Annotated in this window: 22 protein-coding genes; 4 read left to right on the forward strand and 18 right to left on the reverse strand. The window is 66.3% G+C overall.

Going from position 1 to position 25,907, the window contains the following annotated elements:
* Position 1: 1 nt before the first annotated feature.
* Together KR541_RS10215 and ppsA are read right to left on the reverse strand one after the other, a co-directional pair.
* Positions 2–436: an NfeD family protein gene (locus KR541_RS10215; RefSeq protein ID WP_089488565.1), complete on the reverse strand. Its 435-nt coding sequence runs from the start codon at positions 434–436 to the stop codon at positions 2–4.
* Between the two features lie 207 nt (positions 437–643).
* A complete protein-coding gene (gene ppsA / locus KR541_RS10220; RefSeq protein ID WP_050012891.1) occupies positions 644–3,043 on the reverse strand; it encodes a phosphoenolpyruvate synthase in 2,400 nt (799 codons plus the stop codon).
* 375 nt (positions 3,044–3,418) lie between these two features.
* Between ppsA and ppsR the strand changes: the two genes are divergently transcribed.
* Positions 3,419–4,234, forward strand: coding sequence for a posphoenolpyruvate synthetase regulatory kinase/phosphorylase PpsR (gene ppsR, locus KR541_RS10225; RefSeq protein WP_006483812.1), 816 nt, complete (start codon positions 3,419–3,421; stop codon positions 4,232–4,234).
* 100 nt (positions 4,235–4,334) lie between these two features.
* Here ppsR and KR541_RS10230 read toward each other — a convergent pair whose 3' ends face one another.
* The 16 genes from KR541_RS10230 to rpsB form a co-directional block, all read right to left on the reverse strand.
* Positions 4,335–5,120 carry a TrmH family RNA methyltransferase gene (locus KR541_RS10230; protein WP_050012892.1) on the reverse strand — a complete coding sequence of 262 codons (786 nt, stop codon included), beginning with the start codon at positions 5,118–5,120 and terminating at the stop codon, positions 4,335–4,337.
* A gap of 274 nt (positions 5,121–5,394) precedes the next feature.
* Entirely contained in the window at positions 5,395–6,048 is a 654-nt protein-coding gene (gene rnhB, locus KR541_RS10235; protein WP_050012893.1) for a ribonuclease HII, read from the reverse strand.
* The gene (gene lpxB, locus KR541_RS10240) at positions 6,045–7,214 is read right to left on the reverse strand and encodes a lipid-A-disaccharide synthase (RefSeq protein ID WP_050012894.1); all 1,170 of its coding nucleotides are present in this window, start codon (positions 7,212–7,214) and stop codon (positions 6,045–6,047) included. The genes rnhB and lpxB overlap by 4 nt, the downstream gene beginning before the upstream one ends.
* Positions 7,215–7,217: 3 nt before the next feature.
* Positions 7,218–8,006, reverse strand: coding sequence for an acyl-ACP--UDP-N-acetylglucosamine O-acyltransferase (gene lpxA / locus KR541_RS10245; protein WP_050012895.1), 789 nt, complete (start codon positions 8,004–8,006; stop codon positions 7,218–7,220).
* 67 nt (positions 8,007–8,073) lie between these two features.
* Positions 8,074–8,541: a 3-hydroxyacyl-ACP dehydratase FabZ gene (gene fabZ / locus KR541_RS10250; RefSeq protein ID WP_006495559.1), complete on the reverse strand. Its 468-nt coding sequence runs from the start codon at positions 8,539–8,541 to the stop codon at positions 8,074–8,076.
* A 129-nt stretch (positions 8,542–8,670) separates the two neighbouring features.
* Positions 8,671–9,750, reverse strand: coding sequence for a UDP-3-O-(3-hydroxymyristoyl)glucosamine N-acyltransferase (gene lpxD / locus KR541_RS10255; RefSeq protein WP_050012896.1), 1,080 nt, complete (start codon positions 9,748–9,750; stop codon positions 8,671–8,673).
* 16 nt (positions 9,751–9,766) lie between these two features.
* Positions 9,767–10,264 carry an OmpH/Skp family outer membrane protein gene (locus KR541_RS10260; protein ID WP_048248617.1) on the reverse strand — a complete coding sequence of 166 codons (498 nt, stop codon included), beginning with the start codon at positions 10,262–10,264 and terminating at the stop codon, positions 9,767–9,769.
* A 64-nt stretch (positions 10,265–10,328) separates the two neighbouring features.
* Complete coding sequence (gene bamA / locus KR541_RS10265) at positions 10,329–12,638, reverse strand: outer membrane protein assembly factor BamA (RefSeq protein ID WP_050012897.1); 2,310 nt, start codon at positions 12,636–12,638, stop codon at positions 10,329–10,331.
* 61 nt (positions 12,639–12,699) lie between these two features.
* On the reverse strand, positions 12,700–14,088 hold the full coding sequence (gene rseP, locus KR541_RS10270) for an RIP metalloprotease RseP (protein WP_050012898.1): 1,389 nt from the start codon (positions 14,086–14,088) through the stop codon (positions 12,700–12,702).
* Positions 14,089–14,099: 11 nt separating this feature from the next.
* Complete coding sequence (locus KR541_RS10275; protein WP_050012899.1) at positions 14,100–15,296, reverse strand: 1-deoxy-D-xylulose-5-phosphate reductoisomerase; 1,197 nt, start codon at positions 15,294–15,296, stop codon at positions 14,100–14,102.
* 15 nt (positions 15,297–15,311) lie between these two features.
* The gene (locus KR541_RS10280) at positions 15,312–16,133 is read right to left on the reverse strand and encodes a phosphatidate cytidylyltransferase (RefSeq protein WP_050012900.1); all 822 of its coding nucleotides are present in this window, start codon (positions 16,131–16,133) and stop codon (positions 15,312–15,314) included.
* Positions 16,127–16,909, reverse strand: a complete 783-nt coding sequence (gene uppS, locus KR541_RS10285; RefSeq protein WP_034188847.1) for a polyprenyl diphosphate synthase — start codon at positions 16,907–16,909, stop codon at positions 16,127–16,129. The genes KR541_RS10280 and uppS overlap by 7 nt, the downstream gene beginning before the upstream one ends.
* Before the next feature lie 49 nt (positions 16,910–16,958).
* Positions 16,959–17,519: a ribosome recycling factor gene (frr, locus tag KR541_RS10290; RefSeq protein WP_006752152.1), complete on the reverse strand. Its 561-nt coding sequence runs from the start codon at positions 17,517–17,519 to the stop codon at positions 16,959–16,961.
* A 104-nt stretch (positions 17,520–17,623) separates the two neighbouring features.
* Complete coding sequence (gene pyrH / locus KR541_RS10295) at positions 17,624–18,337, reverse strand: UMP kinase (protein WP_006402648.1); 714 nt, start codon at positions 18,335–18,337, stop codon at positions 17,624–17,626.
* A 155-nt stretch (positions 18,338–18,492) separates the two neighbouring features.
* Positions 18,493–19,374, reverse strand: coding sequence for a translation elongation factor Ts (gene tsf, locus KR541_RS10300; protein ID WP_050012901.1), 882 nt, complete (start codon positions 19,372–19,374; stop codon positions 18,493–18,495).
* Between the two features lie 162 nt (positions 19,375–19,536).
* Positions 19,537–20,277, reverse strand: a complete 741-nt coding sequence (gene rpsB, locus KR541_RS10305) for a 30S ribosomal protein S2 (protein WP_006758564.1) — start codon at positions 20,275–20,277, stop codon at positions 19,537–19,539.
* Positions 20,278–20,656: 379 nt separating this feature from the next.
* On the opposite strand from rpsB, the gene map reads away from it, so the two are divergent.
* From map to KR541_RS10320, 3 genes are read left to right on the forward strand one after another with little or no spacing between them, the layout of a single operon-like run.
* On the forward strand, positions 20,657–21,472 hold the full coding sequence (map, locus tag KR541_RS10310; protein ID WP_050012902.1) for a type I methionyl aminopeptidase: 816 nt from the start codon (positions 20,657–20,659) through the stop codon (positions 21,470–21,472).
* A 46-nt stretch (positions 21,473–21,518) separates the two neighbouring features.
* Positions 21,519–24,095, forward strand: a complete 2,577-nt coding sequence (locus KR541_RS10315; protein WP_050012903.1) for a [protein-PII] uridylyltransferase — start codon at positions 21,519–21,521, stop codon at positions 24,093–24,095.
* Positions 24,096–24,111: 16 nt separating this feature from the next.
* Positions 24,112–25,845: a pseudouridine synthase gene (locus KR541_RS10320; protein WP_080334208.1), complete on the forward strand. Its 1,734-nt coding sequence runs from the start codon at positions 24,112–24,114 to the stop codon at positions 25,843–25,845.
* Positions 25,846–25,907 lie beyond the last annotated feature (62 nt).

Raw genomic sequence — 25,907 nt, forward strand, 5'->3', positions numbered from 1 at the left:
ATCAGCCCGCGGGTTTCGCCACGACCACGAGGCAATTGCCGCGCACGGCGCTGACCTGGTACACGTGCGCATCGTCGCGCTCGCCGTGCGCGAGCTCGACGTCCCAGTCGGCGCCGCGATACTGCACGCGCGCGCGACCGTCACGCCACGCGTCGACCGTGACGGTCGAGCCGATATCGAGATTGACGTCGGGATTCGTCGACGTATCGCGCTTCTGCTTGCGGCCGAGCCCCGAGCGGCGCAGCGCGATCATCGCGACGATCGCGACCGCGGCCGCCGCGCCGAACTGCACGTGCGGCGCGAAACCGGCCAGTTGCAACACACCGCCCGCGAGAAAGCCGAGCGCGATCATCAGCAGATAGAACGTGCCCGTCAGCAACTCCGCGACGACCAGCACGCCGACCCCGACCCACCAGAACAGATGCCCCGACATCATTGTGGTCTCCAGAAAAACGCCCCGATGCTCACTCTATTCGCTGCGTGCGCAACTGCACGCAGCGCTCGGCACACGCGAGATCGCCGCGCGTACCGACGAAAAAAAACACCCCGGTGCTTACCGGGGTGTTTATAGCACGAACCTTGCATTTTGCCTTCAACGAAAGCGCGGCGGACCGCCCTTTCGCCGAAGTTGCATGCCCGATCGTTACTTGCGGTTGGCGAGCGCCTGCCACGTATCGATGATCGTGTCGGGGTTCAGCGAGATCGACACGATGCCTTCGTCGGTCAGCCATTGCGCGAAGTCCGGGTGATCGGACGGGCCCTGGCCGCAGATCCCGACGTACTTGCCCATCTTGCGGCAGGTATCGATCGCACGCTTCAACAGGAACTTGACGGCCGGGTCGCGTTCGTCGAAGTCGACGGCCAGCAGTTCCATGCCCGAATCGCGGTCGAGGCCGAGCGTGAGCTGCGTGAGGTCGTTCGAGCCGATCGAGAAACCGTCGAAGTGCTCCAGGAACTCTTCGGCGAGGATCGCGTTGGTCGGGACTTCGCACATCATCACGAGGCGCAGGCCGTTTTCGCCGCGCTTCAGGCCAAACTTCTCGAGCAGGCCGACGACGCGCTCCGCCTGCTTCACGGTTCGCACGAACGGCACCATGATCTCGACGTTGGTCAGGCCCATCTCGTCACGCACGCGCTTCAGTGCACGGCATTCCATCTCGAACGCCTGCGCGAAGTCCTCGGCGATGTAGCGCGATGCGCCGCGGAAGCCCAGCATCGGGTTTTCCTCGTCCGGCTCGTAACGCGAACCGCCGATCAACTTCTTGTACTCGTTCGACTTGAAGTCGGACAGACGCACGATCACGGGCTTCGGATAGAACGCCGCCGCGATCGTCGCGACGCCTTCCGTCAGCTTGTCGACGTAGAACTGACGCGGCGACGCGTGACCGCGCGCGACGCTCTCGACCGCCTTCTTCAGGTCCTGGTCGATGTTCGGGTACTCGAGAATCGCCTTCGGGTGAACGCCGATGTTGTTGTTGATGATGAACTCGAGACGCGCGAGACCCACACCGCCGTTCGGCAGTTGCGAGAAGTCGAACGCGAGCTGCGGGTTGCCGACGTTCATCATGATCTTGACCGGGATTTCCGGCAGTTCGCCGCGCTGCACTTCCGTGACTTCCGTCTCGAGCAGCCCGTCGTAGATCTTGCCTTCGTCGCCTTCCGCGCACGACACGGTGACGAGCGCGCCGTCCTTCAGCACGTCCGTTGCATCGCCGCAGCCGACGACTGCCGGCACGCCGAGCTCACGCGCGATGATCGCCGCATGGCAGGTACGGCCGCCACGGTTCGTGACGATCGCCGCCGCCCGCTTCATCACCGGCTCCCAGTTCGGGTCGGTCATGTCGGCCACCAGCACGTCGCCCGGCTGCACGCGTTCCATTTCCGACGGATCCTGGATCACGCGCACGGGGCCCGCGCCGATCTTCTGGCCGATCGCACGACCCGTCGCGAGCACCTGCGACTGGCCCTTCAGCTTGAAGCGCTGCTCGGCCTTGCCGCTCGCCTGGCTCTTCACCGTTTCCGGACGCGCCTGCAGGATGAAGATCTTGCCGTCGCGGCCGTCCTTGCCCCACTCGATGTCCATCGGACGCTGGTAGTGCTTCTCGATGATGACCGCGTACTTCGCCAGCTCGATCACGTCTTCATCGGTGATCGAGTAGCGGTTGCGCTGCTCGTGCGGCACGTCGACCGTCTTCACGCGGCCCGGCTCGCCCGGCTGCGTGAATTCCATCTTGATCAGCTTCGAGCCGATCGAGCGGCGGATGATCGGGTACTTGTCCTGCGCGAGCGTCGTCTTGAACACGTAGAACTCGTCCGGGTTCACCGCGCCCTGCACGACGGTTTCGCCCAGGCCGTAGCTCGACGTGATGAACACGGCGTCCTTGAAGCCCGATTCGGTATCGATCGTGAACATCACGCCGGCCGCGCCGACGTCCGAGCGGACCATGCGCTGCACACCGGCCGACAGCGCGACTTCGGCGTGCGTGAAGCCCTTGTGCACGCGGTACGAGATCGCGCGGTCGTTGTACAGCGACGCGAACACGTGCTTCATGCGGTCGAGCACGTCGTCGATGCCGACGACGTTCAGATACGACTCCTGCTGGCCGGCGAACGATGCGTCGGGCAGGTCTTCCGCGGTCGCGGACGAGCGCACGGCGAACGACAGTTCGGCCGGCGAGCCGTTCTTCAGCACTTCGAACTGCGCGCGGATTTCCTGCTCGAGGCGTTCCTGCAGCGGCGCGTCGACGATCCACTTGCGGATTTCGGCACCGGCTTCGGCGAGCGCCTTCACGTCGTCGATGTCGAGCGACTCGAGACGCTTGGCGATGCGATCGGTGAGGTCGTTGTGCTTGAGGAAATCGCGGAATGCGAGCGCGGTCGTGGCGAAACCGGTGGGTACGCGAACGCCTGCTTCGGAAAGCTGGCTGATCATCTCGCCGAGCGACGCATTCTTGCCGCCCACGATCTCCACATCGGTCATCCGCAACTGCTCGAACGGAATTACATACGCCTGGTCCTTTGCGACGTTTGCTGCGTTAGTCATACAAGCCCCTAAGTGTGAAAAAAATGCTCGATCGCGCAAGTGGGCTCGGACGCGGGCGCTTGCAAAAAGGCGCGGCGCGTCTTGCGCAACCTGTTAGATAAACACTCGCAGCGGCGAAAATCTTCCGACCCGATTTGCAAAAATCCCGGCAGAAGGGCGATATTTGCAGACAAATCGCCAGACTTGCCGGGAATTCTTGAATCTCGCGGCCAAGTCGCGGACGCCGTTCGCGCCCCGCCCCCGCAATTGCTTATCCAACAGGTTGCCGCTATTCTACCGTGCCGGCTGCCGGATGTGGCGCGACCTTGTCACTGGGTCTGGAGGCACGCCTCCAGCCGCCCGCGCAACTGCCCTTCACGCTCGACGTCCAGATTCATGCTGCCTACCGTATTCATCGTCTCCGACGGCACCGGGATCACTGCCGAAACCTTCGCGCACTCGATCCTCTCCCAGTTCGACCAGAAATTCCGCCTCGTGCGCGTGCCGTTCGTCGACTCGCTCGACAAGGCCTATGCGACCGTCGAGAAGATCAACGAAGCCGCCGTGCACGACGGCCGCCGCGCGATCGTGTTCACGACGCTCGTCGACAGCGAGTCGAACGACATCGTCAAGCGCTCGAACGCGCTCGTGCTCGACATGTTCCAGCGCTTCGTCGAACCGCTCGAGCAGGAACTGGAGCTCAAGTCGAGCCACGCGATGGGCCGCGGCCACCAGAACGCTGACACCGAGGAATACAAGACGCGGATCGAGGCGATCAACTTCTCGCTCGCGCACGACGACGGCCAGTCGAATCGCAACCTGTCGGAAGCCGACGTGATCCTCGTCGGCGTGTCGCGCAGCGGCAAGACGCCGACGAGCCTGTACCTCGCGATGCAGTACGGCGTGAAGGCGGCCAACTATCCGCTGATTCCGGAGGATTTCGAACGCGGCAAGCTGCCGTCGGCGCTGTCGCCGTACAGTGAGAAGCTGTTCGGGCTGTCGATCGACCCGCAGCGCCTGTCGGAGATCCGCAACGAGCGCCGGCCGGGCAGCAAGTACGCGGCGCCCGAGAACTGCCGCTACGAGATCAACGAGGCCGAGGCGATGATGCGCCGCGAAGGGATCAAGTGGCTGTCGTCGACGCACAAGTCGATCGAGGAAATCGCGACGACGATCCTGCAGGAAATCCGCCTCGACCGGCAATCGTACTGAGCGCGAGAGCGCAGGCCGCCGTCGGGCCGTCGCCGAAAACAACAAGGCCGCGTCGAACGCGGCCTTGTTTCGTTTTACCGCACATGCAACACGTGCGGCGTCACGCAGGCCGCCGCTGCTGCCGTACCTGCTCGAACAGGCACACCGCTGTCGCAGCAGCAACGTTCAGCGACTCCATCCCGCCCGGCTGCGGAATCGTCACCCGATGCGTGGCCGCGTCGCGCCAGAACGCCGACACGCCGGCGCCTTCGTTACCGAACACCCAGGCGACGGGCCCTGACAGGTCGCAGTCGTAGACCGCCTGCGCGCCGTGCGAGTCGGTCAGCGCGACCGGTACGCCGAGGCGTTCGGCCAGCGCCGCCGCTTCGACGTCCTCATGGATCGACAACAAGAAATGCGCGCCCATGCCCGAGCGCAGCACCTTCGACGACCACGCGTAGGCCGTCCCCGGCGCGCAGAACACGTGACGCACGCCGGCCGCCGCCGCGCTGCGCAGGATCGAGCCGACGTTGCCGGCATCCTGCACGCCGTCGAGCACGACCGACGTGTGCGTCACGCGTTCGGGCAGCGGTTGCGCCGGCCGATCGACCAGCAGCAGGAAGCCGACGCCGTTGACGACATTCGACAACTGCCCGAACAACGCGTCCGGCAGCGTGACGATCCGCTGCGCGTCGATGCGCGCGACGATCGCCTGCGCCTCGGCATGGCCGAGCGCGCCTTCGGTCGTCACGCACAGTTCGGGCGTCGCGCCCGTATCGAGGTACGCGCTCGCGAGGTGGAAACCTTCGAGCAGCGCCTGGCCGCTGCGGCGCTGCTGGGGCGTCGAACCCGCGAGCGCCTTCAGGCGCTTGTACAGCGGGTTGTCGCGGGAAGTAATGCTTTTCATCAAAGGGCCTGTTCCCGCTAATAACGGGCTTGCGAACGTGTCTTGCCGGTCGCAGTGCAAGAAGCAAGGAGCGCCGTTTGGCCGAGCCAAACAAGTGACGCGCGACGCCGCAATGCGGCCGGCAAGACACGTTCCCGAAACTAAAAAATCCCTTTCCAGGGGCTGGTCGCCAGAAGGGCCGATCGCGGCGTCATGCTCCTTGCGAATACGCCAGGTATTCGCCGCGGCCCATTCCTTGCGCTCGGCCCTTCTGGCGGCCAGCGCAAGCCCGTTATTAGCGGGAACAGGCCCTCAGGTCGAGCGCCTCGCGCACGGGGGCAAACGAACGCCGATGCACTTCGCACGGGCCGTGCTCGCGCAGCGCGGCAAGATGTTTCGGCGTGCCGTACCCGGCATGCACGTTGAAGCCATACACGGGAAAGCGCTCATGCAGGTCGACCAGCATCCGGTCGCGCGTGACCTTCGCGAGGATCGACGCGGCCGAGATGCTCGGCACGAGCGCGTCGCCGCTGACGATCGCCTCGGCACGCACCATCAACGTCGGGCAACGGTTGCCGTCGATCTGCGCAAGCGTCGGCAGCACCGACAGCCCTTCGACCGCCCGTTTCATCGCGAGCATCGTCGCATGCAGGATGTTCAGCGTATCGATCTCGTCGACGCTCGCCGACGCGACGCAGTACGCGCGCGAACGCGCGACGATCAGGTCGTACAGCATGTCGCGCTTTTTCGCGGACAGCGCTTTCGAATCGTCGAGCCCGTCGATCGGCTGCGCCGGATCGAGAATCACCGCGGCGGCCACCACCGGCCCCGCGAGCGGGCCGCGGCCGGCTTCGTCGACGCCGCAGACGATCTCGTCCGGGCGGCTGAAATCGAAACCGCCCTGCACGTCGCTGGTCGCGCGGCGACGCGGTGCACGGACTGCCGTCATGCGCGCCCCTTGCGTTGTTCGAGCACGCGCACGACGGCCTCGGCCGCCTTCGCGGCCGTGTTCTGCCGCAGCGACAGATGCATTTCGGTAAACACTTCGGTCAGCGTACGGCGGTTCGCGTCGTCGCGCAGTTGCGTGAGCGTCGCATCGGCGAGCGCCTCGGGCGTCGCGAAATGCTGCAGCAGCTCCGGCACGACGAAGCGCCCCGCCAGGATGTTCGGCAGGCCGACATACGGGAGGTAGCCCTGCCGGCGCATGATCTGCCCGGTCAGCCAGGGCACCTTGTACGAGATCACCATCGGCTTCTTCAGCAGCGCGGCTTCCAGCGTGACGGTGCCGCTCTTCACGAGGATCGCGTCGGCGGCCGTCATCGCGACCTGCGAACGGCCGTCGGTGATCGTCAGCGCGAGCTGCGGATGGGCGTCGACGAGCGGCTGCAGCAGTTCGCGCAGCGCGGGCGTCGCGGCCGGCATCACGAATCGCACGCCGGGCTCGCGCTGCTGCATCAGCGCCATCGCCGCGAAGAACGTCGGGCCGATCAGCGCGATCTCCGAGCGCCGGCTGCCCGGCAGCACCGCGATCACGGGGCCGTCGGCCGGCAGACCCAGCGCGATGCGCGCGCCGTGCGTGTCGGGTTCGAGCGGAATGTCGTCGGCCAGCGGATGACCGACGTAGGTCGATGCGACGCCGGCCTTGTCGAGGATCGCCGGTTCGAACGGGAACAGGCACAGCATGTGATCGACGGACTTCGCGATCTTCTTGATCCGGCCGCCGCGCCACGCCCAGATCGACGGGCATACGAAGTGGATCGACGGAATGCCCGCGTCGCGCGCCGCCTGTTCGACGCTGAAGTTGAAATCGGGTGCATCGACGCCGATGAACGCGTCCGGCCGCTCGACGAGCAGCTGGCGCTTCAGTTCGCCGCGAATCCGCAGGATCTCGGGAATCTGGCCCAGCGCCTCGACATAGCCGCGCACGGTCAGCTTGTCCATCTGCCAGTGCGAGTCGAAGCCCTGCGCGATCATGCGCGGGCCGCCGATCCCGTAATACTGGGCCGCGTCGGGCAGCCGCTCGCGCAGCCCGCCGAGCAGCGACGCCGCGAGCAGGTCGCCCGACGGCTCGCCGGCCACCATCGCGAGCCGGAGCTGATGGGTGGTGAGCGGCATCGCTTAGCGGATGATGCCGCGTTGCGACGCGTCGATGAACTCGACGAGCGCCTTCACCGGTGCATCGCCGTCACCGCCCGCTTCCGCGAGCTCGCGCAGTTGCACCTTCGCTTCCTCGAGCGACAGGCCGTTCTTGTACAGCAAGCGGTACGCGCTGCGCAGCGCCGAGATCGCGTCGGCCGAGAAGCCGCGCCGGCGCAGCCCTTCGACGTTGATCCCGTGCGGCTCGGCCTTGTTGCCCGCCGCGATCACGAACGGCGGGATGTCCTGCACGAGCGCCGACGCGCCGCCCAGCATCGAATGCGCGCCGATGCGCACGAACTGGTGCACGCCCGACATGCCGCCGACGATCGCGAAATCGCCGATCTCGACGTGGCCGGCCATCTGCGCGTTGCTCGACAGGATCACGTTGTTGCCGACGCGGCAGTCATGACCGATGTGCACGTAGGCCATGATCCAGTTGTCGTCGCCGAGCGTCGTCACGCCGACGTCCTGCACGGTGCCCGTGTGGATCGTCGTGAATTCGCGGATCGTGTTGCGGTTACCGATCACGAGCTTCGTCGGCTCGTCCTTGTACTTCATGTCCTGCGGACGGCCGCCGACCGACGCGTAATGGCCGATGCGGTTGTCCTCGCCGAGCGTCGTATGGCCCTCGATCACGCTGTGCGAGCCGATCGTCGTGCGCGCGCCAATCGTGACGTGCGGGCCGACGATCGCGTACGGGCCGATCTCGACCGATTCGTCGATCTGCGCGCCCGGCTCGACGATCGCGGTAGGATGAATCCTGGTCATGCGCCGTTGCCTCTCGATATGATGTGTCGCGTTGCTCGCGTTATGTTATCCATGCGTGCCGCGTCGCTCAGGGCGCCGCGTCGGCCGTCTTGACCGTGCACATCAGTTCGGCTTCCGCCGCCACCTTGCCGTCCACTTCCGCCACCGCCTTGAACTTCCAGATGCCGCGGATGTAGCGCTCGAACGTCACGTTCAGGATCAGCTGGTCGCCCGGCTCGACCACCCGCTTGAAGCGCGCGCCGTCGATCCCGACGAAGTAATACAGCGTGTTCTCCGGATCCTTCGGCTGCTCTTCCGCGAACGTCAGCAGCGCCGCGGCCTGGGCGAGCGCCTCGAGAATCAGCACGCCCGGCATCACCGGCCGCTTCGGGAAATGCCCCTGGAAGAACGGCTCGTTGATCGACACGTTCTTCAGCGCTTTGATCCCTTTGTGCGGCTCGAGTTCGAGCACGCGGTCGACGAGCAGAATCGGGTAGCGATGCGGCAGCAGCGTGAGGATCTTGTGGATGTCGAGATTGATTTTTTCAGTGCTCATGATGGTTCGTCTCACGCAGAGGCTGCGCGGTGGTGATGCAAAGGCTGAAGCGGGCCGCCGCGCGGCCCAGTCTGGCAAACCGGGCCGGTTGCGCTGGCCGTGCCCGGTTCGTGGTCTCGCATGACGCGCTCAGGCGCCCGCGCCGCCCTGGGCGGCGAGCGCGGCTTCGAGCGCCTTGATGCGCTCGCGCAGCTTGTCGAGGTTGCGCACGAGCGCGGCGCTCTTGTTCCATTCGCCGTGGTCGACGGCCGGGAACGCGCTGGTATAGATGCCGGCCTTCGGCAGCGACTTCGATACGCCCGACTTCGCGGTGATGATCACATAGTCGCCGAGCGTCACGTGGCCGGCGATCCCGGCCGCGCCGCCGATCATGCAGTGGCGGCCGATCGTCGTGCTGCCGGCGATGCCGGCGCTGCCGGCGATCACCGTGTACGCGCCGATCCGGCAGTTGTGGCCGATCTGCACCTGGTTGTCGATCTTCACGCATTCCTCGATGACGGTATCCGCCATCGCGCCGCGATCGATCGTCGTGTTCGCGCCGATTTCGACGTCCGGGCCGATCGTCACGCCGCCAACCTGCGGGATCTTGACCCAGCTGCCGGTGCGTGCGTCGCCGTCGCCGACGAAATCCGGTGCGAAGCCGAAGCCGTCGGAGCCGATCACGGCGCCCGCATGGACGATCGCGCGCGGGCCGATCTTGCAGCCGTGGTACACCGATGCGTTCGGATAGAAATGCGAGCCGGCGCCGATCGTCGTGCCGCGGCCGACGAAGACGTTCGCGTCGAGCTGCACGCCGTCCTCGATCACCGCGCCGGCCTCGACCGTCACGTGCGGGCCGATCACCGCGGTCGCGGCGACCTGCGCGGCCGGATCGATCGTCGCGCTCGGATGCACGCCGGCCGCGCGCGGCGGCGTGGCGAGATCGATGAACATCTGCGCAACGCGCGCGAAGTACGCGTACGGATTCGGCGTCACGATGAAGTTGCGACCACCGGCGGCCGCGCCCAGCTTTTCCAGATCCTTCGGCGCGATCAGCACCGCGCCGGCGCCGGTCGTCTCGACCTGCGACAGGTACTTCGGGTTCGCGAGGAACGCGAGCTGCTGAGGGCCGGCCTGGTCGAGCGGCGCGAGGCCGCTGACCGTGCACTGGGCGTCGCCGGCGATCTCGCCGCCGAACCGCTTTACGAGTGCCTCAAGCGTCAATGCCATTCGTCGTCTGCTCCGTTCAGTTCGTCGAGCCGGACGCGAGCGCCTTGAGCACCTTGTCGGTGATGTCGATGCGCGGGCTGACGTACACGGCTTCCTGCACGATCAGGTCGTAATTCTGCTGCTCGGCGATCTGCTTGATGACCTTGTTCGCCCGTTCCAGCACAGCCGCCAGCTCTTCGTTGCGACGCTGGTTCAGGTCTTCGCGGAACTCGCGCTGCTTGCGCTGGAAGTCGGTGTCGAGCTGCGCGAGATCGCGCTGCTTCTGCGCACGATCGGCCGCCGACAGCGACGTGCCGTTCTTGTCGAGCGAATCGGACATCGACTTCAGGCGCGCCGCGAGGTCCTGCAGATCCTTGTCACGCTTCGCGAACTCGGCTTCGAGCTTCGTCTGCGCCGCCTTCGCGGGCGCCGACTCGCGCAGGATCCGATCCGAATTGACCGCCGCGATGCGGGCGACGTCCTGTGCGTGCACCGTTGCCGCGCCCAAGGCCAGCGCAACGGTCAGCGCGCACATCACTCGTTTCGAAAACTTACCGGTTAGCAAAATTACCCTCTCGTTGCTGTTGTCATGCGTTCGGTCAGAACGCCGTCCCGATCTGGAACTGGAATTTCTGGTACTGGTCGCCTTCATGCTTCTGCAGCGGGAAGCCGAGGCTCAGCTTCAGCGGGCCGATCGGCGAGATCCACGCGAGACCCACGCCGTAGCCGTAGCGCAGGCCGTTGGCGCCCGTACTCGTGCCGCCCGGCGCGTTGCCCCATACGTTACCGCCGTCGAGGAACGTGAACACGCGCAGCGTGCGGTCGTAGCCGGTGCCCGGCAGCGGGAACGTCAGCTCGATGTTGCCGACCAGCATCTTCGAGCCGCCGATCGGGTCGTTCGTCTTCGTGTCGCGCGGGCCCAGCGAGCTCGGCTCGTAGCCCCGCACGGAGCCGATACCGCCCGCGTAGTAGTTCTTGAAGATCGGGTACGGGTTGCCGATACCGTTACCGTAACCGCCTTGCAGGTTCAGGCCCAGGATGAAGCCGCGCGAGAACGAATAGTAGTACTGCGCCTGCAGGTCGGCCTTGTAGTACTGGATCTTGCCTACCGGCACGCCGTACTCCATGTTCGCCTGCGTGAAGTAGCCGCGGCTCGGAATCAGCGCGCTGTCACGCGCGTCGCGCGACCATGCGACCGTCAGCGGCACCGTGTTCGATACGCGGCCGAACTCGTTCACGTAATCCTGGTAGCTCTGCGGCGTGTTCGAATCGACGTCGAGGCGGTTCTGCTCGAAGCCCGCGCCGAAGTAGACGGTGTCGACTTCCGAGAACGGAATGCCGAACTTCAGGTTGCCGCCCGCGCTGATGATCCGGAAGCTCGAACTCGTCGAATAGTAGAGCGGCTGGTACGTGCGGTAGAAGACGTCCGTGATCCGCTTGATGCCGTCGACCGTGAAGTACGGGTCGACCTGCGTGACGGTCAGCGTGCGGTAGCTCTTCGCGGTGTTGACGTTCACCGACAGGCTCGTGCCGGAGCCGAACACGTTGTCCTGCGACACGCCGGCCGACAGCACGACCTTGTCCGTCGACGAGAAGCCGGCACCCAGCGTGATCGCGCCGGTCGGCTTTTCGTCGACCTTCACGTTCACGTCGACCTGGTCGTTCGTGCCTTCGACCGGCACCGTCGTCACGTCGACGTTGGTGAAGTAGCCGAGGCGGTTCACGCGGTCCTTCGACAGCGCGAGGCGGTTCGAGTCGAACCACGAGCTTTCGAGCTGGCGCATTTCGCGGCGCACCACTTCGTCGCGCGTGCGCGTGTTGCCGACCACGTTGATGCGGCGCACGTACACGCGGCGGCTCGGATCGACGACGAGGTTCAGGTTCACCTTGTGGTTCGCCTGGTCGATGTCCGGCTGCGCGTTGACGGTCGCGAATGCGTAGCCGTATTCGCCGAGCTTGTCGACGATCGACTTGGTGGTCTGCTGCAGCTTTTCGGCCGAGAAGCGGTCGCCCGGCTTGATCTTGATCAGCTTGTTGAGTTCGGCCTCGCGATCGAGCAGGTTGCCCGACAGCTTGATGCCCGACACCGTGTACGGCTCGCCTTCGTGCAGCGTGACCGTCAGGTACATGTCCTTCTTGTCCGGCGAGATCGACACCTGGGTCGACTCGATGTTGAACTCGAGGTAGCCGCGGTTCAGGTAGTACGAGCGCACGGCCTCGAGGTCGCCGGTGAGCTTTTCCTTCGAGTACAGGTCGTTCTTCGTGTACCAGGAGAACCAGTTCGGCGTCGACAGCTGCATCTCGTCGCGCAGCGTGCTGGTGCTGAACGCCTTGTTGCCGATGAAGTTGATCTGGCGGATCTTCGCGCTCGGGCCTTCGGCCACCGCGAACAGGATCGACACGCGGTTCGCGTCGACCGGCGTGACCGTCGTCTTGACCTCGGCCGCATAGAAGCCGCGCGTCAGGTACTGGCGCTTGAGCTCCTGCTCCGCCTTGTCGACGAGCGCCTTGTCGTAGTAGCGGCCGTCGGCCAGGCCGACCGCGCGCAGCGCCTTCGTCAGGTTGTCCTTGTCGAATTCCTTCGTGCCGGTGAAGTCGATCGACGCGATGGCCGGACGCTCCTGCACCTGCACGATCACGACGTTGCCCTGCGTGGCGATGCGCACGTCGTTGAAAAAGCCCGTCGCGTACAACGCGCGGATTGCTTCGGATGCCTTGTCGTCCGTGAAGGTATCGCCCTGCTTGATCGGCAGATAGGCGAACACCGAACCCGCTTCGACGCGCTGCAGCCCCTCGATCTTGATGTCTTGCACCACGAACGGTGCCGCTGCATGCGCCGCGAGGCCGTGCGCGGCGAGCGCGGCCGCTGCAACTGTCTTAGGTACAAAGCGATGAGGTTTGAACAACATGCATCCCCAATATTTAGCTGCATCAAATCAGGCGGCTGACCCGCGGCCGCCGCCTGACGCTTCAGAAATGGATTAACCGAGCCAGATCGTTGAACAGCGCGATCGCCGACAACGCGACGATGCAGATCAACCCGGCTCTTTGCAGAATCAGCTGCCAGCGCTCCGAGACGGCTTTCCCGGTCGCGGCTTCAACCGCATAATATAACAGATGCCCCCCGTCCAAAACGGGAATCGGCAACAAGTTCAGGACGCCAAGGCTAATGCTGACAAGGGCGAGGAACGACAGGAACGCCGACGGACCGAGCCGCGCGCTCTTGCCTGCGTAGTCGGCGATCGTCACCGGGCCGGACAGGTTCTTCAGCGACGCGTTGCCCGTGATCATCCGCCCGAACATCTTCAGCGAATACACGGAAATATCCCACGTGCGGTGCGCGCCGAGCCGCAGGCTCTCGATCGGCCCGTAACGCACGTCCACCGACGGCGCGTGCATCGACAGCGCCGCGCCGATCCGGCCGACCTGCTGCCCCGATTCGTCGTCGCGCTGCATCTGCGGCACGATCGACACCGTCTGCGCGGCGCCGCTGCGCTCGATCCGCAGCGCGAGCGGCTGGCCCGCATGGTGCTTCACCGCGTCGATGAAGCGCGACGCGCCGCCGATCGGCTTGCCGTCGAGCGCGACCAGCTTGTCGCCGACCTTCAGGCCGGCCTGCTCCGCCGCGCTGCCCGGCTGCACCGACGCGACCGACAACGTGCCGCCGCCGGCCTCGAAGCCCAGATGGGCCATGAAGTCGTCGTCGAGCTGGCTGTCGGGGACGTTGCGGAGATCGACGCGGAAATCGAACGTCGCATTGCCGTCGCGCGCGCCGAGCACGACCTCGCGATGGTCGAACGCGGCCGACAGCAGCTTCCAGCGCAGGTCCGACCACGATCGCACCGGCTCGGACTCGCCGCCCTGCGCATCGCCTACGCGCACGTTGCGGATCGACACGACCGTCTCGCTGCCGTCGAAGCCTGCACGGGCGGCCGCCGTGCCGGCGGCCGGCGACGCGACGATCGCGGCCGGCTCGGTCACGCCGGTCGCGAATACGACGGAAAACAGTGCGATTGCCAGCAGAAAGTTCGCAATCGGCCCGGCCGCGACGATCGCGATGCGCTTGTAGACCGACTGGCGGTTGAATGCCTGGCCGAGCTCGTCGGTCGGAATGCCGCCCGGGCCCGGATCGCGCTCGTCGAGCATCTTCACGTAGCCGCCGAGCGGCAGCGCGGACAGCGTCCACTCGGTGCCCGTCCTGCGGCTGACCCAGCGCGCGACGGGCTGGCCGAAGCCGATCGAGAAACGCAGCACCTTCACGCCGCACCAGCGCGCGACGCGATAGTGTCCGTACTCATGCACGACGACCAGTACGCCGATCGCCACCGCAAACGCGACCAGTTCGACCAGCACGTTCATGAGCACCTCATTCAGACCGTACGCTCCACGCGTGGCGCAGGCGCTTTTGCAATGATCGCGGCGGCGAGGCGGCGCGCCTCGGCATCCGCCGCGAGGACGTCGTCGAGCCCGTCGGGCGCGCGGTTCGGCAGCGCGTTGAGCACCGCGTCGACCGTCGCCGCGATCGCCATGAAGCCGATCCGGCGCTCGAGAAAGGCTTCGACCGCCACTTCGTTCGCCGCGTTCAATGCGGCGCTCGCGATACCGCCTTCCTCGAGCGCCTTCAGCGCGAGCGCGAGGCACGGGAAGCGCGCGTAATCGGGCTTCTCGAACGATAGCTGGGCGATCTGCGCGAGGTCGAGCTGGTCGACACCCGCGTCGACGCGCTCGGGGAACGCGAGCGCGTGGGCGATCGGCGTGCGCATGTCGGGGTTGCCGAGCTGCGCGAGCACCGAGCCGTCACGGTACGACACGAGCGAATGGATCACGCTCTGCGGATGGATCAGCACGTCGATCCGGTCGCCCGGCAGCCCGAAGATCCAGTGCGCCTCGATCACCTCGAGGCCCTTGTTCATCATCGTCGCGGAATCGACCGAGATCTTGCGGCCCATCACCCAGTTCGGGTGCTTGCACGCCTCGTCCGGCGTCACGTCGACGAGCGTCGCCGGCTCGCGCGTGCGGAACGGGCCGCCTGATGCGGTCAGGATGATCTTCGAGATCCCGCCGTGCTCGGCCGCGTCGCGCGGCATGCACTGGAAGATCGCGTTGTGTTCGCTGTCGACCGGCAGCAGGATCGCGCCATGGTCGCGCACGGCGTCCATGAAGATCGCGCCCGACATCACGAGCGCTTCCTTGTTCGCGAGCAGGATCCGCTTGCCGGCGCGTGCAGCCGCCAGGCTCGGCGCAAGGCCGGCCGCGCCGACGATCGCCGCGACCACCGTGTCGCAGCCGTCGCTCTTCGACACGTCGACGAGCGCCTGCGGCCCGTGCAGCACGACCGTCTTGCTGCCCGCCGCGCGCAGTTTCGCGTCGACGTGAGCGGCCGTCGCGGCATCGCCGACCACCGCCACTTCGGGCGCGAAGCGCAGACACTGCTCGACGAGCTTGTCGCCGTTGCGGTGCGCGGTCAGCGCGTAGACCGAGAAGCGCTCGGGATGGCGCGCGACCACGTCGAGCGTGCTGTCTCCGATCGAGCCCGTGGAACCGAGCAATGTCAGACGTTTTTGCATAACAGAAATAATGGTTTAACCAAGCAGCAGCATCGCGAGCGGCAGCACCGGCAGCAGCGCGTCGACACGATCGAGCACGCCGCCGTGGCCCGGCAGCAGTCCGCTCGAATCCTTCACGCCCGCCTGCCGCTTCAGCAGCGACTCGAACAGGTCGCCGATCACGCTGTACGCGACGAGCAGCGTCAGCGCGGCCCACGCGCCGGGCATCCCGTAGCGCGCGGCGAATGCAGAAAACAGGGTCGGTTCGAATGCGTGCACGGCCATCGCGACGCCGCCGACGACCATCACCGCGAACCAGCCGCCGATCGCGCCTTCCCAGCTCTTGCCGGGGCTGATCGTGATGGCCAGTTTACGCTTTCCGAAGGCCTTGCCCGCGAAGTATGCGCCGATATCGGCCAGCCAGACGACCAGAAGCAGCGACAGCACGAACGGCACACCCTGCGCGCGGGCGGCGACGAGCGCGTGCCAGCAGGCGGCGAACACGACGAGGCCGGCGGCCAGCAGGAACGGCCGCCAGATGCCGCCCGCGAGCGTGGGCTTGCGCCGCAGCGCGAACGGGCCGACCAGCAGCCAGAACACGCCAGCCGCCATGAAAAGGGGACGGGACGAAGCCGCATCGACGCCGAGCGGCGCGGTGGCCGCGAGCGCGAGCGCCGCGACGCCCGCATAGACGATCGGCGCGGCGCCCCCGAGCTTCAGCAGGCGCGCCCACTCCCACGCGGCGAACACGAGCACGACGCCGATCAGTGCACCGAACCCGGCGAGCGGCGCGAACAGCGTCACCGGCAGCAGCACCGCCAGCATCACGATCGCCGTGATCACACGGGTTTTCAGCATGAAAGGGAGTCGGCGTTCTGCGATTGCGGTTCGAGCTGCGCACTCGTGCGCCCGAAACGGCGCTCGCGCTCGGTATACGACGCCAGCGCGTCGGCCAGTGCCGCGCCGTCGAAATCCGGCCAGTACTTGTCGGTGAAATAGAATTCGGCGTACGCGAGCTGCCACAGCAGGAAGTTGCTGACGCGCTGCTCGCCGCCGGTGCGGATGAAGAGATCGGGCTCCGGCGCGTACGCCATTGCCAGGTGCGGCGCGAATGCGTCCTCGGTCACTTCGACCTCGCGACCTTCGCGCACGGCCTGCTCGACGAGTTTCTTCGTCGCCTGCAGGATGTCCCACCGGCCGCCGTAGTTGGCCGCGATGGTGAGCGTCAGACGGGTATTGCGCGCAGTCTTGGTTTCGGCGCGGCGAATCAGCTCGCGGATGCGCGGCTCGAAACGGTCGAGATCGCCGACGACGCGCAGGCGGATCCCGTTCGCATGCAGCTTGCCCACTTCGCGCTCGAGCGCGGTGATGAACAGCCGCATCAGGAACGACACTTCGTCGTTCGGCCGGCGCCAGTTTTCCGAACTGAACGCAAACAGCGTCAGGTATTCGACGCCGGCGCGCGCGCAGCCTTCGACCACCGCCCGCACGGCATCGACGCCGCGGGTATGCCCCGCGACGCGCGGCAAGCGGCGTTCGGTCGCCCAACGGCCGTTGCCGTCCATGATGATCGCGATGTGACGCGGCACGACGCCGACGTCAGGCACGCGAACGGTAGAGCTGGTATAGGTCATGGCCGTTGAGACAGTAATGCGGGAAGAAGGCGGCGCGCGAGGACGGTCGTCAGACCGTCATGATCTCGGCTTCCTTGCTCTGCACGAGCTTGTCGACTTCGGCGACGTGCTTGTCGGTCAGCTTCTGCACGTCGTCGCTCGCACGGCGCTCGTCGTCTTCCGAGATTTCCTTGTCCTTCACGAGCTTCTTCAGCGCTTCGTTCGCGTCGCGGCGCAGGTTGCGGATCGCGACCTTGGCCGTTTCGCCTTCGCTCTTCACGACCTTGGTCAGCTCGCGGCGGCGCTCTTCCGTCAGCGCGGGCATCGGCACGCGGATCAGGTCGCCGGCCGTCGCCGGGTTCAGGCCCAGATCGGCTTCGCGGATGGCCTTCTCGACCTTCGCGACCATGTTCTTTTCCCACGGCTGCACGCCGATCGTGCGCGCGTCGACGAGCGTCAGGTTCGCGACCTGCGAGATCGGCACCATCGAGCCGTAGTAGTCGACCTGCACGTGATCGAGCAGACCGGTGTGTGCACGGCCCGTACGGATCTTGGCCAGATCGTTCTTGAACGCTTCGATCGAGCGCTGCATCTTTTGCTCGACGCCCTTCTTCACATCAGCGACACTCATTTCAACCTCCGAACCTTCAAACCTTCAAAGAACGCGAGCCCCACCCGGCGCATGTCGCGCGCCGCGGCCGGCAACCCGCGCCGTTCGCCCGCATCCGCGGGAGTTTACACGTGGACGAGCGTACCTTCGTCCTCGCCCAGCACGATGCGCTTGAGCGCGCCCGGCTTGTTGATCGAAAACACGCGAATCGGCAGCTTCTGGTCGCGGCACAGCGCAAACGCCGTCGCGTCCATCACCTGCAGGTTGCGGCTGATCGCCTCGTCGAAGCTGATCGTCGTGTAGCGCGTGGCCGACGGATCCTTCTTCGGATCGGCAGAATATACGCCATCGACCTTGGTCGCCTTCAGCACGACTTCCGCGCCCACTTCCGAGCCGCGCAGCGCGGCGGCCGTATCCGTCGTGAAGAACGGGTTGCCGGTGCCGGCCGCGAAGATCACGACGCGGCCTTCCTCGAGCTGGCGGATCGCGCGGGGCCGGATGTACGGCTCGACGACCTGGTCCATGCGCAGCGCGGACTGCACGCGCGCCTCGATGCCGGCGTGGCGCATCGCGTCCTGCAGCGCCAGCGCGTTCATCATCGTCGCCAGCATCCCCATGTAGTCGGCCGTCGCGCGGTCCATGCCGGCCGCGCCGCCCGCGACGCCGCGGAAAATGTTACCGCCACCGATCACGACCGCGAGCTGCGTCCCGAGACGCACGACTTCGGCGATATCGGCCACCATCCGTTCGATCGTCGCGCGATTGATGCCGAAGGCATCGTCGCCCATCAGCGCTTCGCCGGAGAGTTTGAGGAGGACGCGTTTATAGGCATTGGACATAGGGGCTTCCGAGCGACGAGAGGATGACAACCACGAACTGTAGGGGCGAAATACTGATTCGGGCAAGCGCCGACGACCGGACCGGGGTTCCCGGCCGGCCGGCGGCGCCGCCGGCCGCGGCGGAGCGGACGCCCGCCGCGGGTACTGCTGACTGCTTACTGCTGCTTGGCTGCTGCGACTTGCGCGGCCACTTCGGCGGCGAAGTCGTCCTGGCGCTTCTCGATGCCTTCACCGACGACGAACAGCGCGAACTTCTGCACTGCCGCATTCGCCGCCTTCAGCATCTGCTCGATCGTCTGCTTGTCGTTCTTCACGAACGTCTGGTTCAGCAGCGACACTTCCTTCAGGTACTTCTGGACGCTGCCGTCGACCATCTTCGCGACGATTTCAGCCGGCTTGCCCGATTCGGCAGCCTTCTGCTCGGCGACGCGGCGTTCCGTGTCGATCAGTTCCGCCGGCACGTCGGCCGACGACAGCGCGACCGGCTTCATCGCGGCGATGTGCATCGCGACGTCCTTGCCGACCTGCTCTTCCGCGCCCGTGTACTCGACGATCACGCCGATACGCGCGCCGTGCAGGTAGGTTGCAATCTTGTTCGCGGTTTCGAAACGGACGAAACGGCGGATCGACACGTTCTCGCCGATCTTGCCGATCAGCGCGAGACGCACTGCGTCGACCGTCGAGCCTTCGAGCGGCAGCGCCGACAGCGCGGCCACGTCGGCCGGGTTCTGCGTCGCGACGAGTTCCGCGACCGTCTTCGAGAACGCGAGGAAGTCGTCGTTCTTCGCGACGAAGTCGGTTTCGCAGTTCAGTTCGACCAGCGCGCCTGCGTTGCCGCCGACGAACGATGCGACGACGCCTTCCGCCGTCACGCGCGATGCGGCCTTGCTCGCCTTGTTGCCGAGTTTGACGCGCAGCAGTTCTTCAGCCTTGGCCAGATCGCCGTCGGCTTCCGTCAGCGCCTTCTTGCATTCCATCATCGGTGCGTCGGTCTTCGCGCGCAGTTCTGCCACCATGCTTGCGGTAATTGCCGCCATCATTCGCTCCTTGAGTCTGTATTCACAACGCCGCCCGCTTGGACGCGAACGGCCGAGATTCGTTTCCGGACCCGCGCCGATTCGGCGCGATCAGGTCCGGCGCACAAGCTTAAAAAAAGGGGGCCTGTTGAGAGCCCCCTTTTTGCGCCGGCTCGGGGCCAGTTACGCGTTTTCCTCGACGTATTCGTCGTCGCCGCGTGCGGCCTGGACCACTTCGTTGACCGCGTTCGCACGGCCTTCGAGGATCGCGTCGGCCACGCCTTCGGCGTACAGCGCGACTGCCTTGCTCGAGTCGTCGTTACCCGGGATCACGTAATCCACACCTTCCGGCGAGTGGTTCGTATCGACCACGGCGATGACCGGCACGCCCAGCTTGTTCGCTTCCGTGACGGCAATCTTGTGGTAGCCGACGTCGATGACGAAGATCGCGTCCGGAATGCCGCCCATGTCCTTCACGCCGCCGATCGACTTCTGCAGCTTGGCGATTTCGCGTTCGAACAGCAGCGCTTCCTTCTTGCTCATCTTCTCGGTTTCGCCCGATTCGACAGCCGCTTCCATGTCCTTCAGGCGCTTGATCGATACCTTCAGCGTCTTGAAGTTGGTCATCATGCCGCCGAGCCAGCGCGCGTTGACGTACGGCATGCCCGCACGTTGCGCTTCCTGGGCGATCGTGTCACGCGACTGGCGCTTCGTGCCGACGAACAGGATCGTGCCGCGGTTCGCTGCCAGCTGGCGCACGTACTTCTGTGCGTCCGTGAACATCGGCAGCGTCTTTTCGAGGTTGATGATGTGAATCTTGTTGCGGTGACCGAAAATGAACGGAGCCATCTTCGGGTTCCAGAAGCGCGTCTGGTGACCGAAGTGGACACCCGCTTCCAGCATTTGGCGCATCGTAACTGCCATGTAAATTCTCCACGAGGGTTGGGTCTTAAGCCGGCTGCCGTACCGCCGCGCGAACCCGCCTCGAAGGACGGGGATTCCGCACGGACGGCACCCTGGTTGCGCCGGCTTGCGATTCGGCACGTGCAAAACGCCCGTGCCGTAAGCCTTTCTCCGCGACGCCACCCCAAAACGGGGCACGACGGCAAATTTGGATGTCGACTTAGCCAAAGAGTATAGCACGCGGATTTGTCGGCTCTCAAGTCGCGCGGCACTTTCGCTTGCCGCGCGGCAGCGGGCCGGACAATCCTCGAAAACCCGCATCCGCGCGGCCCGCAGGGGCTGCGAGGCCCGCCATAAGGTGCGATAATCCGTCAATTCACCGCATTCCAGGCATACCTCGATGGCTATTACGCTCAAAAACGAACACGATATCGCTCAGATGCGCGTCGCCTGCCGTCTCGCCAGCGAAGTGCTCGACTTCATCACGCCGCACGTCGTCGCGGGCGTCACGACCGCCGAACTCGACCGCCTCTGCCACGAGTTCATGCTCAACGAGCAAGGCACGATCCCCGCGCCGCTGAACTATCAGCCGCCCGGCTATCCGCCGTACCCGAAGGCCACCTGCATTTCGGTCAACGACGTGATCTGTCACGGCATTCCCGGCGAGAAGGTGATCAAGAACGGCGACGCGCTGAACATCGACATCACCGTGATCAAGAACGGCTATTTCGGCGACACCAGCCGAATGTTCATCGTCGGCGAGGGCTCGATCCTCGCGAAGCGCCTCGTGCAGACCACCTACGAATGCATGTGGCTCGGCATCGACCAGGTCAAGCCCGGCGCGCACCTCGGCGACATCGGCTACGCGATCCAGAAGCACGCGGAAGCGCAGGGCTACAGCGTCGTGCGCGAATACTGCGGCCACGGCATCGGCACGGTGTTCCACGAGGATCCGCAGGTCGTCCACTACGGCCGCCCGGGCACCGGCATCGAGCTAAAGGCCGGGATGATCTTCACGATCGAGCCGATGATCAACGCCGGCAAGCGCGACATCCGCACGATGCCCGACCAGTGGACGGTCAAGACGCGCGACCGCAGCCTGTCCGCGCAGTGGGAGCACACGGTGCTCGTCACCGAAACCGGCTACGAAGTGCTGACCGTATCGGCCGGCACGCCCGCGCGCCCGGTGTTCGCGCAACCGGCCGCCGCCGTCTGAGCGCCGTCGCGCCAGCCCGCCCCACCCCGCACCTGATCGGTCGCCCATGAGCGCTCACGCTGCCCCCTCGCCCGAAGCGCTGTCGCGGCGCGCCGAATTCAAGGCCGCCAAGACGGCGATGCTCGAGCGCTTTCGCCGCGCGGCGAACGTCGCGTCGCTGATGCACGCGCTGTCGAAACTCACCGACGACGCGTTGAAGCGCGTGTGGGACGATTGCGGGCTGCCCGCGACGCTCGCGCTCGTCGCCGTCGGCGGCTACGGGCGCGGCGAGCTCGCGCCCTATTCCGACGTCGACATCCTCGTGCTGCTGCCCGATGCGCACGACGCGGCGCTCGATGCGCGCATCGAGCGCTTCATCGGCATGGCCTGGGATCTCGGCCTCGAGATCGGCAGCAGCGTGCGCACGGTCGCGCAGTGCATCGAGGAGGCGTCGCAGGACGTGACGGTGCAGACCTCGCTGCTGGAAGCGCGCCGCATCGTCGGCAGCACCGCGCTGTTCGAGCGCTTCACCGTGCGCTATCACGAAGCGCTCGACGCCCGCGCATTCTTCACCGCGAAGGTGCTCGAGATGCGCCAGCGCCACGCGAAGTGCCAGGACACGCCGTACAGCCTCGAACCGAACGTGAAGGAAAGCCCGGGCGGGCTGCGCGACCTGCAGACGATCCTGTGGATCGCGCGCGCGGCCGGCTTCGGCAGCAGCTGGCGCGAACTCGACACGCGCGGCCTCATCACCGACCGCGAAGCGCGCGAGCTGCGCCGCAACGAAGGCTTCCTGAAGACGCTGCGCGCGCGGCTGCACGTGATCGCCGGGCGCCGCCAGGACATGCTCGTGTTCGACCTGCAGACGCAGGCCGCCGAGAGCTTCGGCTACCAGCCGACGCAGGCCAAGCGCGCGAGCGAGCAACTGATGCGCCGCTACTACTGGGCCGCGAAGGCCGTCACGCAGCTCGCGACGATCCTGATCCAGAACATCGAGGCGCAGCTGTTCCCCGCGACGAGCGGCATTACGCGGGTGCTGTCGGCCGATCGCTTCGTCGAGAAACAGGGGATGCTCGAGATCGTCGACGACGGCGTGTTCGAACGCCATCCCGACGCGATCCTCGAAGCGTTCCTGCTGTACGAAACGACGCGCGGCGTGAAGGGCCTGTCCGCCCGCACGCTGCGTGCGCTGTACAACTCGCGCGAAATCATGAACAACGCGTGGCGCCGCGATCCGCAGAACCGCGCCACGTTCATGCGGATCCTGCAGCAGCCCGAAGGCATCACGCACGCGTTCCGGCTGATGAACCAGACGAGCGTGCTCGGCCGCTACCTGCTGAACTTCCGTCGCATCGTCGGCCAGATGCAGCACGACCTGTACCACGTGTACACGGTCGACCAGCACATCCTGATGGTGCTGCGCAACCTCCGCCGCTTCGCGGTGGCCGAGCATGCGCACGAGTATCCGTTCTGCAGCCAGCTGATCGGCAACTTCGAGCGCCCGTGGGTGCTGTATGTCGCGGCGTTGTTCCACGACATCGCGAAGGGCCGCGGCGGCGATCACTCGACGCTCGGGATGGCCGACGCGCGGCGCTTCTGCCGCGAGCACGGGATCGACGCCGAAGACGCCGCGCTGATCGTGTGGCTCGTCCAGCATCACCTGACGATGAGCCAGGTCGCGCAGAAGCAGGACACGAGCGACCCCGAAGTCATCAAGCGCTTCGCCGAAGTCGTCGGCAACGAACGGTACCTGACCGCGCTCTACCTGCTGACCGTCGCCGATATCCGCGGCACGAGCCCGAAGGTGTGGAACACGTGGAAGGGCAAGCTGCTCGAGGATCTGTACCGCATCACGCTCGCGGTGCTCGGCGGCGCGAACCCCGACGCGCATTCGGAACTGAAATCGCGGCAGGAGCAGGCGCTCGCGCTGCTGCGCCTCGAAACCGTGCCCGAGGATGCGCACCGCGCGTTGTGGGATCAGCTCGACGTCGGCTTCTTCCTGCGTCACGACGCGGCCGACATCGCGTGGCAGACGCGCGTGCTGTACCGGCACGTGAACGCCGAAACCGCGATCGTCCGCGCGCGGCCGTCGCCGATCGGCGACGCGCTGCAGGTGCTCGTGTACGTGAAGGACCGCCCCGACCTGTTCGCGGGCATCTGCGCGTATTTCGACCGCAACGGGCTGTCGGTGCTCGATGCGCGCGTCAGCACGACGCGGCACGGCTATGCGCTCGACAACTTCATCGTCACGCAGACCGAACGCGACGTGCGCTACCGCGACATCGCGAATCTCGTCGAGCAGCAGCTCGCGACGCGGCTCGCCGAAACCGCCACGCTGCCGGAGCCGTCGAAGGGCCGCCTGTCCAGGCTGTCCCGGACGTTTCCGATCACGCCGCGCGTCGACCTGCGGGCCGACGAGCGCGGTCAGTACTACATCCTGTCCGTGTCGGCCAACGACCGGCCGGGCCTTCTCTATTCGATCGCGCGCGTACTCGCCGAGCATCGGATCGGCGTCCACGCGGCGCGGATCAATACGCTCGGCGAGCGCGTCGAAGACATCTTCCTGCTCGCGGGTGCCGGCCTGTCCGACAACCGCCTGCAGATCCAGCTCGAAACCGAATTGCTGCGTGCGATCGCAGTCTGAATGAATCCCAGCGTTTATGCGCACCAAATTAACCGTCAAGAATCCGAAGCCGGCGTCGCCGACCCGCGCCCCTGTCCGCTCCGGCAGCCTCGTCGCCCGCAAGGCGGTGCGCCCCGCCGCGCCGCCCGCGGGGGATAAACCGGCCCGCCCGAAAAAGGCGCCTGCGGCCGCCGCTAGCGGCGAGCGCTCGTTCAAGCCGCGCGGCGCCGCCGGCGCAGAACGCGCGGGCGCGGATCGCGCGCCGGCCAAGCGTGCGCCGCGTGACGGCGGCGCCGAACGCGGCACGCGCGCGCCGTATCGCGACAATGCAGCCGGCGAAGGTGCGAAACGCAGTTTCGGCGACCGCCGTCCGTCGTCGGATCGGCCGCCGCGCCGTAGCGATGACGATGCGCGGCCGCGTCGCGCAGGCGCCGACGACAAGCGTCCGTCCTATCGCGACAACGCAGCTGGCGAGGGTGCGAAGCGCAGTTTCGGCGATCGACGCACGTCGTCGGATCGGCCGCCGCGCCGTAGCGATGACGATGCGCGGCCGCGTCGCGCAGGCACCGACGACAAGCGCCCGTCCTATCGTGACAACGCATCCGGCGAAGGCGCAAAACGCAGCTTCGGCGACCGCCGTCCGTCGTCCGATCGTCCGCCGCGCCGTGATGACGATGCACGTCCGCGCCGCACAGGCGCCGACGACAAGCGCCCGTCCTATCGTGACAACGCATCCGGCGAAGGCACAAAACGCAGCTTCAGCGACCGCCGCACGTCATCCGATCGCCCTGCCCGCCGCAACGACGACGATGCACGTCCGCGTCGCGCAGCAGGTGGCGACGAAGGCAAACGCCCGTCCTACCGCGACAAGCCCGCCGGCGAAGGCGCGAAGCGCAGCTTCGGCGACCGCCCGGCCCGCCCCGCGCGCGACGGCGAGCGCCGTTCGTTCGGCGCGGTGAAGACCGCGCAACCCGTCAAGCGCGCGGCAGCCGACGTCGACTACGGCGACGAAACCGGCCTGATGCGCCTGTCGAAGCGGATGTCCGAGCTCGGGATGTGCTCGCGCCGCGAAGCCGACGAATGGATCGAAAAGGGCTGGGTGCTCGTCGACGGCGAACGCATCGACACGCTCGGCACCAAGGTGCGCGCCGACCAGAAGATCGAGATCGACGAGCGCGCGAGCGCCGCGCAGGCCGCGCAAGTGACGATCCTGCTGCACAAGCCGGTCGGCTATGTGTCGGGTCAGGCGGAAGACGGCTACGAGCCGGCGGCCGTGCTGATCACGCGCGCGAACCGCTGGAGCGGCGATCATTCGCCGGTACGGTTCTCGCCGCAGCACCTGCATGCGCTCGCACCGGCCGGCCGTCTCGACATCGACTCCACCGGCCTGCTTGTGCTCACGCAGAACGGCGTGATCGCGAAGCAGCTGATCGGCGAACAATCGGACATCGACAAGGAATACCTGGTGCGCGTGCGCTTCGGCGAACGACTGATCGACATCGACCAGCACTTCCCGGCGGAATCGCTCGCGAAGCTGCGCCACGGCCTCGAGCTCGACGGCGTGCCGCTCAAGCCCGCGCTGGTGAGCTGGCAGAACGGCGAACAGTTGCGCTTCGTGCTGCGCGAAGGCAAGAAGCGGCAGATCCGCCGCATGTGCGAACTGGTCGGCCTCGACGTGATCGGCCTGAAGCGCGTGCGGATGGGCCGCGTGATGCTCGGCGCGCTGCCGCAGGGCCAATGGCGCTACCTGTCCGCCGACGAGACGTTCTGACCGCAAGCGCATCCAGTGCGCGATGCAATGGAAAAGCCCGCTTCAAGCGGGCTTTTTCTTTT

This window comes from Burkholderia sola (assembly GCF_905400185.1).
Lineage (GTDB): Bacteria > Pseudomonadota > Gammaproteobacteria > Burkholderiales > Burkholderiaceae > Burkholderia > Burkholderia sola.